General features: G+C 60.7%; 3 protein-coding genes. All 3 read left to right on the top strand.

Going from position 1 to position 2,036, the window contains the following annotated elements; translation table 11 throughout:
* A partial coding sequence (locus tag ABJK56_RS19765; RefSeq protein WP_347246412.1) for a hypothetical protein occupies positions 1-778 on the top strand: 778 nt, incomplete at its 5' end.
* 56 nt (positions 779-834) lie between these two features.
* Positions 835-1,293 (top strand): hypothetical protein, encoded by a 459-nt coding sequence (locus ABJK56_RS19760; RefSeq protein ID WP_347246411.1) that lies wholly within the window; start codon positions 835-837, stop codon positions 1,291-1,293.
* A gap of 249 nt (positions 1,294-1,542) precedes the next feature.
* Complete coding sequence (locus ABJK56_RS19755; RefSeq protein ID WP_347246410.1) at positions 1,543-1,773, top strand: zinc-ribbon domain-containing protein; 231 nt, start codon at positions 1,543-1,545, stop codon at positions 1,771-1,773.
* Positions 1,774-2,036: the final 263 nt, after the last annotated feature.

The following is a 2,036-nucleotide window of genomic DNA, read 5'->3' as shown; positions in this document are numbered from 1 at the left end:
GCCGGTGGCCCAGCAGCCTGCATCAGCCCAGCCGGTGGCCCAGCAGTCTGCATCAGCCCAGCCGGTGGCCCAGCAGCCTGCATGGAAGCGCCACTATAGCCGGGGAGATGACATCAGCGAGTCATATCCACATGTGCAGTGGGTTAACCGCGGCACTGACCTGGAGCCGCAGCAGCCCATTGGGGGATTCGCATCGCCTATAGACCAGGATGTACCTCTCCCCAACTCCATATACTCCCTGCTTCGTCACCCGAACGGCAAATCCACCGAAGTTCTATACACAGACCAGCTGGAAATAGCGGTTCTGCGCCGCCGCTTCTACTGGTTCGACCCCGGGACGGGCGAGTTGTTGGAAAAATATCGGCCCGGGGCCCGGGGTAAAACCCAGTTTCTCTGCTACATTAAGTGCGCAGACGGCACCTTCGGGCCAGTGAAGTTGACCTTCACTGGGCTGGCGGGCGCCTACTTCAACGCAGCGCGCCACGAGTTTGCAAAGGCTGTCCGGAAAGCAACTGGGGGCAAGGCCCCCAGTTATGTATTCTGGATGCGCGTTGCTGCGGGGCAACCCATCTGGGTGGGGAAGGGAGACCACAAGTCACTGATCACCCCTCCCATGTGGGACAGGGACTTCGATCCAGATCGGGACTTCATAGGCTCAGGGATGGTAGATGCCATCTGCTGGGACGAGGTAGACCGCTGGGCCGAGGTCTACCGCCCGAAAATGCTGAACGGAGACAGCGGGGAGGAGTACGAGGAGGCGGTGGAGGATACGTTCTGATTGCCATCTCCTCGAGCAACCAAAGAGCAACCAAATTACAGAGAATGGAGGTTACTGTGAACATCCGACCAGTTCAAACCGGTCCGGTGTACCGCTGCTGGGTGTGCCAGCGCCCAGCAGCGGGGATCATGGATTTCCGTACAGCCATGGGAGGGCCCACAGTCCTGGATCGCTATGCCGACTACATAGGCTACCTGGACCTGGATCGTATCTGCCGACAGCAGATGCACCCCTCGCGGGTAGCACGACTGGGGAACTTGGTGACTCCACTCCATTTCCCCAAAGGGTGCACTGTAGAAGAGCGAATCCAGGCCATCCAGGACGCGGTCCAGTTCTTACTGGAGCAGCCTCAGGAGAACCTTGCTGACCAGATGATGCGCGAGATTGCTCGTATCATCCATCTGGTCTATGTGGGTACCATCCACCCGGACAAGGCCATGGGCCTCGTTCGTCTGATACTCACCATGAAGGCCGAGGAGATGGAGGTGAGACATGAAATGTCAATGGTGTGGTGAACCTCTAATGTTCACTCGACGCGGGTGGGTGCACCAGGAGGGAGGCATCTACAAGATTCGGTGCAAAACCTGTGGGTGGACGGGGGCTCCGTACCCTACGCCCACCAGGTGTCCACGGTGCGGGAGCGAGAAAATCGTGGATGACCACTGCGCTCTCCCGCGCGCGGAGTAGAATATCCACCCCCGGCGGGGGGAGACGGACGACCGCCCTCCTCGCCGGGGGTCCGACGGATGGGAGAAAGGAGAAACATGACAACACTGCTTTCCTACTCAAAAACATGCCCTCATTGTGGGGCACGAAATCGCCGCGGGGCACTGAGCTGTCAACGGTGCGGCCGGGACCTGCCCCTTAGCCCGGTGGAGGCACGGCTGGTCCTGGCCCTGCAGCCAGAGCTGCAGGAGCTCTACCGCCGGTATTCCGAGCTGGGTGCCGGCGAGGAGTTCCTGCAGGATTTGTGTTACCCGGTCACGGCTCCGTAACATCCGCGCGAGTAGAAGAACATCCACCCCCGGCGGGGGGACGGTTTCCCCCGCCGGGGGATACCTGTCTTCCCGCCAGGCTTCCAAGGAGGCCGGCGATGAAAGGCACACAAATCCCCATGCTCTACTTCCCTTTCCCTAAACCCGCAACAACCGTAACCATGCGAGATTTGCCTGTCTGTGAGCGTCCCCGCGAGCGGCTGGCTCGGCTGGGCCCGGGAGCTCTCTCCACCGCCGAGTTGCTGGCCATCATCCTGCGTACC

This window comes from Thermogutta sp. (assembly GCF_039793925.1).
Lineage (GTDB): Bacteria > Planctomycetota > Planctomycetia > Pirellulales > Thermoguttaceae > Thermogutta.
The sequence above is the reverse complement of the archived record's forward strand: the minus strand, read 5'-3'. Positions and strand labels throughout refer to the sequence as shown.